Source organism: Neobacillus drentensis (assembly GCF_036965425.1).
Lineage (GTDB): Bacteria > Bacillota > Bacilli > Bacillales > Cytobacillaceae > Neobacillus > Neobacillus drentensis_F.
The window spans coordinates 1-6,262 of record NZ_JBALPP010000091.1; the positions used below are offsets into that span (position 1 = coordinate 1).

The following is a 6,262-nucleotide window of genomic DNA, read 5'->3' on the forward strand; positions in this document are numbered from 1 at the left end:
CTATAATTCCAATTAAAATTACAAGATATATTAATAACATTGTCCATAGCATCCCCTTATGGTGTAGACCTTTCTTTTAGTTTTACATAATAATACCTAAAGACTCGGTACTTAATCTAAAACTGTTGCACCCAGTAGTTGAACAAGAGAAAATAGATGAATACTTTGATTGTTTTCATTTTTTCAATCTTATTTCTCCTAACCCTTGTTCAATCCTTTTTCTATCAACTTCTTCTACCCAATCGTAGTATTTCTCATAAAGTGGACGTATTCGATCTGCTTCACTGGCTATAACTTCGCACCCTCGGTCGTCGTAGACAAAGAAAATAATGTCTTTTGTGATGTTCACTAAGAAAACATCGGGATAATCGATGGAGTACCTTCCGAACTTTGGTTTCAATGGAAAATCTTCATTACTCGCTGCCTTAAGTAATTCATTTACACGTATGTCTCCTCGCTTACACAGCAAGGAAAATTGTTGCAGCTCGAATTCTTCTGCTTCGTCCAACTCGAACGGATAAGGGAACGTTTTCACCTGAATTCGATTCAAACTATTTTTACACTTCAGAAACGGCTGGTATACCTTCAGTTTTCTAGTATGTTTCTCTTTTGTTTTGTGCTTATAAACATTCGTCACGAAGAACAAGTCGTCATTTTGCTCAAACAACTCATTGAAAATTGTTGAGGTTTGCTTATATACAAGTCGAAATCGCTCGAGATTGAGATCATCATTATCTTTGAATTGACAGATTTCCCCACCAAGTGAAAAGTGGATGCCAATGTCCCACTGATAATAAATGCTTGGGATTAATTTGACAGTTGGAAACCTTCCCTTAAGATAGTCCATTATGTTCATTTACTAATTCTCGCTTCCATTTAGATCGAATTCAAGGTATCCGAAAAAGGTTTGGATTTGTCTACATAAATAATCGATTTGATAATAATTATAGCATTGCATCTTCAACTAAACTGCCCCGTTAGTCGAATAAAAAAGGCTGCCGCAGCAGCCTTTCCTCCTCAACTCAAGCACTTGTTAGTTTTACAAACTAATTCTGAATAAGCTGTCGAAACAGCTTATCTTTTTGATTTAAGCACTGGTTAAAGAACCTATCCTATCAAACACTTTTTTCTATTTTTTAGTCCTCTAATTTGTTCCATACCTTTTAGCTGCTCTAGTACGAGCACGCTCAGCTTCGACCTCACGATTCCGTGGCTCGGTACTCGTTACCAGTGTGTTTAATAGTTCTCTAGAAACCATTGCAATCTCATTGACCGCACGAATAAACGCCTCCTCATTCACCTTTGAGGGCTGGTTATAACCCGTTATCTTTCTGACGTACTGAAGAGATGCTGCATGAATCTCTTCTTCGGTAGCTGGTGGGTCGAAATTAAATAATGTTCGAATGTTTCGGCACATAACTTACTCTTACTCCTTTTTGTTTTCATTATTGTTGGTCTTTAAAAAAGATTGATTAAATTTAAGGAATATAAAAATTCATCTTTTTGTACAAAAATTGATCAAAACAATGACTCTTTTCTATTTTAAGAATTACCATTGATGGAAAATTCCACTTTATATCTAACACCAACTTTTAAATAAATGCTAAGGTATTTATTCTCCATTGTTTTTAACAATACCTTCTTTCACTAATCTGCTTCGTTACTGGGATAACAAAAGGGATTGCCGCCGCCATCCCGTTTTTAACTCTTGCACCCGTTAGCTTAATAAAAATTCGATGAAATGCCCTTACCACCCCTTGTTTTTAGGGTGCTGATTCTCTCCATTCCAGTAATTATTGGTTTTGCACGCTTTATTAATGTTTGTGTAGATTCAAGAGTTAGAGAGGCTTGATGGGCATTTTCATTACTCCACACTTCATAAACATAAACACAATTTGGTTCACTTTCAGAAACATTTACGAGATATATCTCGCATTCATCAAGATTCTTCATTGATTCTGCTGCTTCCAACAAAATATCTACCATTGTGTCACGTTCGCCCTCTTGTATCGTAAACTTCCCAAACAAACTGAATTTGTTCATTATGATCCTCCTTAATTTTGTAACCTGTTAATTGTTTCTACATCCGACCTCTGTTATCCTATTATTTCCATAATAAAAACTAATAAAGCTTCTTCAAGTAACCTGCATCCGTTACTTAAATAAAAAAAGCTGCCGAGATTGGCAGCTGGCTCTTCAACTCTTATTTCTAAAGAGGCGAATTATATAACCTCCGTGATGAACATTTCTTTTTATTTCATTATTTCTTGTTTATCGTAATCCCTTAACGCCCAAGTTAAAATATCATTTGCGTAAAGTCCTACATCGTCTGGTGAAATTTCAACAAATTTACCATCAATAAATGCAGCCCAATGGATGTTTTCTGTAGGTTTATCAACCAATCCATTGATTCCTGTAATCATACCGTTTGTTTCCGCCACATCAAAGTTGTTTTTAGTTATGTCGTAAATAGTGTCTCCCTCTTCAAATGTTATATTTTTCTTTACTATAACTTTATTGTTTTGATCCATAATCTGAATAATGCCATTTACTTCAACAGCATATGCTGGATTTGCAAGCCATAAAGCAAACAAAAAGGGGAGTGCAAAAGCAAGTTTGTACATATCTATCCTCCTCATTTTTTCTTATTATTTCCTAATGTCATTTAATTATGGGTGTTGTTTTCATATAAAAACACCTAACAAGTTGTTAGGTGTAATTTCAAATATAAATAGAATTAACTATAACAAATTTGGTTAATGACACTGGTTTATCGCTAAAAATTTAATCTAGGCTTTAAGCGATTGAAAAAGAATCAATTTTTTTGTCTTTTTGACTGTTATTAAACTATCCTGCTTCGTTAGCTTAACAAGAAAAAGACCGCCGCAGCGATCACCGTTTTCAACTCTAGCCCCCTTGTATAACAACACAAAGTTATTTCACATTTTCACCAAAATCTTTAAGTTGATTTTTTATTTCTTTAAGTTCTGACCTTAAAGCCTTTACTTGCTTAGAATTATCAATGCCAATGCATATGCAATTACAAGAAATAGAACAACTAAACCAATAAAGCCGTAAAATAATGTTAAAATAATCCCCATAACTTTGTCGCCCCTTATAAAATAAACTACTTCAACATTACCATAAAATGGTAAAATGGGTGACGTCTATTTTGTTCTTATTAAATTAATCTGTCCCTTAAGTTCAACAAGAAAGAGCTGCCACGTTCAGCTCAGATCTTAAACTCAAGCACCCCGTTAGCTGAATAAGGAAAGATGATTTCAATTCACACATCAATTCCTTTTGCACGGCTTCTCCCCTTTAGCATTATTATCCCTGCTATTAACTACAACAGCGGGGGCATAATTAACCAATTGAAAATCCCATTACCGCCTAACGCATATAGACCTGCTGGTGACGCACATATAGCACATAAAATTAATAATTTTGGTTTGGTAAATACAATCGAATACAGGGCAATTATAGTAGGAAGGAGATACATTATTGCCATTCCAACCAAGGTATCTGTTGCAAGAGGTTCGTTACTGTATGGATCATAAAATACTAAGAGAATGAAATAGAGTATACCTCCCAGAAAACCGAGTGTTCCGATTACTCTTGCCATCTTCAAATCAATCCCTCTGATAAGAAATATCAATAGTAATTTCTCTTGTAATAAGATAAATACTTTCTTAAATTAACCTACCCCCGTTAGTCGAATAAGAAAGCGCTTCGTTTAGCAAGAACAAAGATTAACATATGAATTAATGCTGTATGTTATCGTCTTTTTTATAAGCAAATTTACTTTGCATTTTTTCTGCTAAATTCAACTTTTACGTTTTTTGTATTGACGGAAAAACAATACGAGTAAGGTGATACACAGAATAAGCAATCCAAAATTAAAAATTTGCCATAGGTAATCTCCAATGTGCATATTAACCCCTCCTATATACCATTATTTCTATATTAAATAAAAAATTTCCTTCTAGAACTAACCTGCCCCGTTAGTTGAATAAGCCTAAAAAAGTCGAGCAGCTATATCTTGAAGCTTTTCAGCCAAGAAGGAAAATAAGAGCGACTAAATTAGCCACTCTTCATTAATCAATTTTTAACCAATGGTTGTAAATCATTCAACTTCACTTTGAAGAAAACTCGATAAACTGTATTATTGCCTTGATAATTAACAGTATTCGAAACATAGTCTGCCTTGTGTAATCTTTGCTGACTGTCTAGGATATAACAAAATTGATTATTCTTACCTTGAAAAGAATTTAAAATAGAATAAACCCTTTCAATGTTTTCATACTCGACTTGTCTCATGATTTTTTGAGTGTAGGCATTACAAAATTGCAATATATACATAGGACACTTCCCAAATAAATTACATTCAAATCATAACTAATTTAGAAAATGTTGTATTACTATAATTATGAAAAAAGAGTGACATTTTGCCACTAATTGCTCACTTCCTAAAAATAGGATAGTTTCAATAAACACAGAAATAAAACCCTCCTGAGTTCAAGAGGGTTTAATTTCTTTATTTTAGAATTTTAGTCTAAAGGAACTTCAATCGTCATTGTTGATGTCTGAAATGGTTGATTGATATAAATATTAATTTTTTGTGGTATTACTTTTTCAGGCTGTTTAACATCATTGTAAGCAGCTTTTGCAATGTCTATAATCTGTTCTTTTGAGATATAATCTAATAAATTATAATTACTGTTACCGATGTTTGCCCAAAGATATTCAACATGCAATGGTAATTCAGTACAATCACCCCGCATTTGACATTCAGTTGCGCTCATATCAATAGACATGCTTAATTCATTACGCATTGTGGTTGGAAGTTTCCCAACATAATCTTGAATAGATGCTTTGTCAATTGAATGTAGTTTTTCCAAATATGTAATCCTGTTATCTAGTAATCCGTGAATCCGACTTATTTGTTGAGATACAGTTTCATCCGAATCCCACTGTCCAATTGTTGTTTCTAACTTTGAAAGACGAGATTCATACTGATCAAGTCCAGTCTGTTTATTTTCAATGGTTGCTAGTCTTTCTTGTGTATTTGTAAGCTGCGCTTGTGTTTCAGTAAGCTGTGATTGAAGCTTTTCAATTGTCATTTGTTGATCCATTACCATTTCCTCGAGTGTTTTTTTGCTTTCAGCACCTGTTTTCAAGGAATTGATTAAAATAAAACTCAAAGAAATACACACAACCAAACTAAAAAACAATAATTTCTTATTCATACTTTTCCCCCTATTTATCTAGTTCAATTGTATTATAAGACAAATTTGGGAAAATTCCTTGTTAATTTTAGTAAAAAAACCCTTCGAATAAAAGGGTTTAAACGATAAATTATCATTCATAAGATTTCTAATTTCTGTTCTTCTAATTCCTTAACTAGTTGTGTAATATCTTAATCTCCATTTACAATTACTTTTTCAAGTTTTGCGTGATAGGACATTTCTTTCTTGATTTGCTTCCACCACTAATTTATTAAGGAAACGAATTAAACGGCGGGGATATGTCGGGATATAGACAGATTCAACTTCTGCACACATTTCTCTTGTTTCTACCCTAGACAAATCATATTTAAACAATAACACAGTGTGATCTTTTGTTGGAATATATCTATCTTTTGAATTGAATCCTTATTCAACTAACCTGCCCCGTTAGCTCAATAAGAAAAGGCTGCATTTTTAACAGCCAGATCATTAAGATAAGCACCCGTTACTTTAATAAGAAATATTACACAATAGACCCACCTAGGGAAGTAAAAACGACTTTATTAAAAATGCCACAGCCTAAATGGCTGGGGTAAATGAAGCTAGTATCCAAATGGTCTAGGCGGGCAACAAGGGTTGAATGGGAATCCGCACATCGTATGTGTTTCACAGCACTTATTTACATATGATTCTGTGTGCGGGAAATAGTATTGATGATGAATCATATGCTTGTTAAAAGTAGTTGTATGCGAAGGGTGTACATGTGTTACTACATTATTATACAAATTTGTTTTTACATATTGTTGCCAAGGTGAAACTAGTGGTGGATAATATTGAGCAGGGAACGCTTGGGGCGGGCAGTATATTGGCTGACATGCTTGAAATGGAAAGTATTGGACTGGCATCTGTTTCATGTGTGGTACTACATTGGGAGTTTCTTTCATTGGATGTACTATATTTGGAACTTCTTTCATTTTCGGTACTACATTTGGAGTTTCTTTCATTTTCGGTACTACATTTGGAGTTTCTTTCAT

At 33.8% G+C, this 6,262-nt stretch carries 8 protein-coding genes; 1 reads left to right on the plus strand and 7 read right to left on the minus strand.

All coding sequences use genetic code 11. The features are described from left to right. Positions 1–175 precede the first annotated feature (175 nt). The 7 genes from V7161_RS20895 to V7161_RS20925 all read right to left on the minus strand — a co-directional run bounded on the left by V7161_RS20895 (position 176) and on the right by V7161_RS20925 (position 6,013). The gene (locus V7161_RS20895; protein ID WP_335714803.1) at positions 176–856 is read right to left on the minus strand and encodes a DUF3885 domain-containing protein; all 681 of its coding nucleotides are present in this window, start codon (positions 854–856) and stop codon (positions 176–178) included. Between the two features lie 288 nt (positions 857–1,144). Continuing rightward, positions 1,145–1,417 carry a DUF2277 domain-containing protein gene (locus tag V7161_RS20900; protein ID WP_335714804.1) on the minus strand — a complete coding sequence of 91 codons (273 nt, stop codon included), beginning with the start codon at positions 1,415–1,417 and terminating at the stop codon, positions 1,145–1,147. Positions 1,418–1,722: 305 nt separating this feature from the next. Next, a complete protein-coding gene (locus V7161_RS20905) occupies positions 1,723–2,043 on the minus strand; it encodes a putative quinol monooxygenase (RefSeq protein ID WP_335714805.1) in 321 nt (106 codons plus the stop codon). Between the two features lie 209 nt (positions 2,044–2,252). Continuing rightward, entirely contained in the window at positions 2,253–2,624 is a 372-nt protein-coding gene (locus V7161_RS20910; RefSeq protein ID WP_335714806.1) for a DUF4430 domain-containing protein, read from the minus strand. A 722-nt stretch (positions 2,625–3,346) separates the two neighbouring features. Beyond that, complete coding sequence (locus tag V7161_RS20915) at positions 3,347–3,631, minus strand: hypothetical protein (protein WP_335714807.1); 285 nt, start codon at positions 3,629–3,631, stop codon at positions 3,347–3,349. Positions 3,632–4,550: 919 nt separating this feature from the next. Then, positions 4,551–5,249, minus strand: a complete 699-nt coding sequence (locus tag V7161_RS20920; RefSeq protein ID WP_335714808.1) for a hypothetical protein — start codon at positions 5,247–5,249, stop codon at positions 4,551–4,553. Positions 5,250–5,830: 581 nt separating this feature from the next. Next, positions 5,831–6,013, minus strand: a complete 183-nt coding sequence (locus V7161_RS20925) for a CotD family spore coat protein (protein WP_420491650.1) — start codon at positions 6,011–6,013, stop codon at positions 5,831–5,833. Between V7161_RS20925 and V7161_RS20930 the strand changes: the two genes are divergently transcribed. Next, positions 5,992–6,262 (plus strand): hypothetical protein (locus tag V7161_RS20930; protein WP_335714818.1); only part of this gene is annotated, 271 nt, incomplete at its 3' end. The genes V7161_RS20925 and V7161_RS20930 overlap by 22 nt on opposite strands.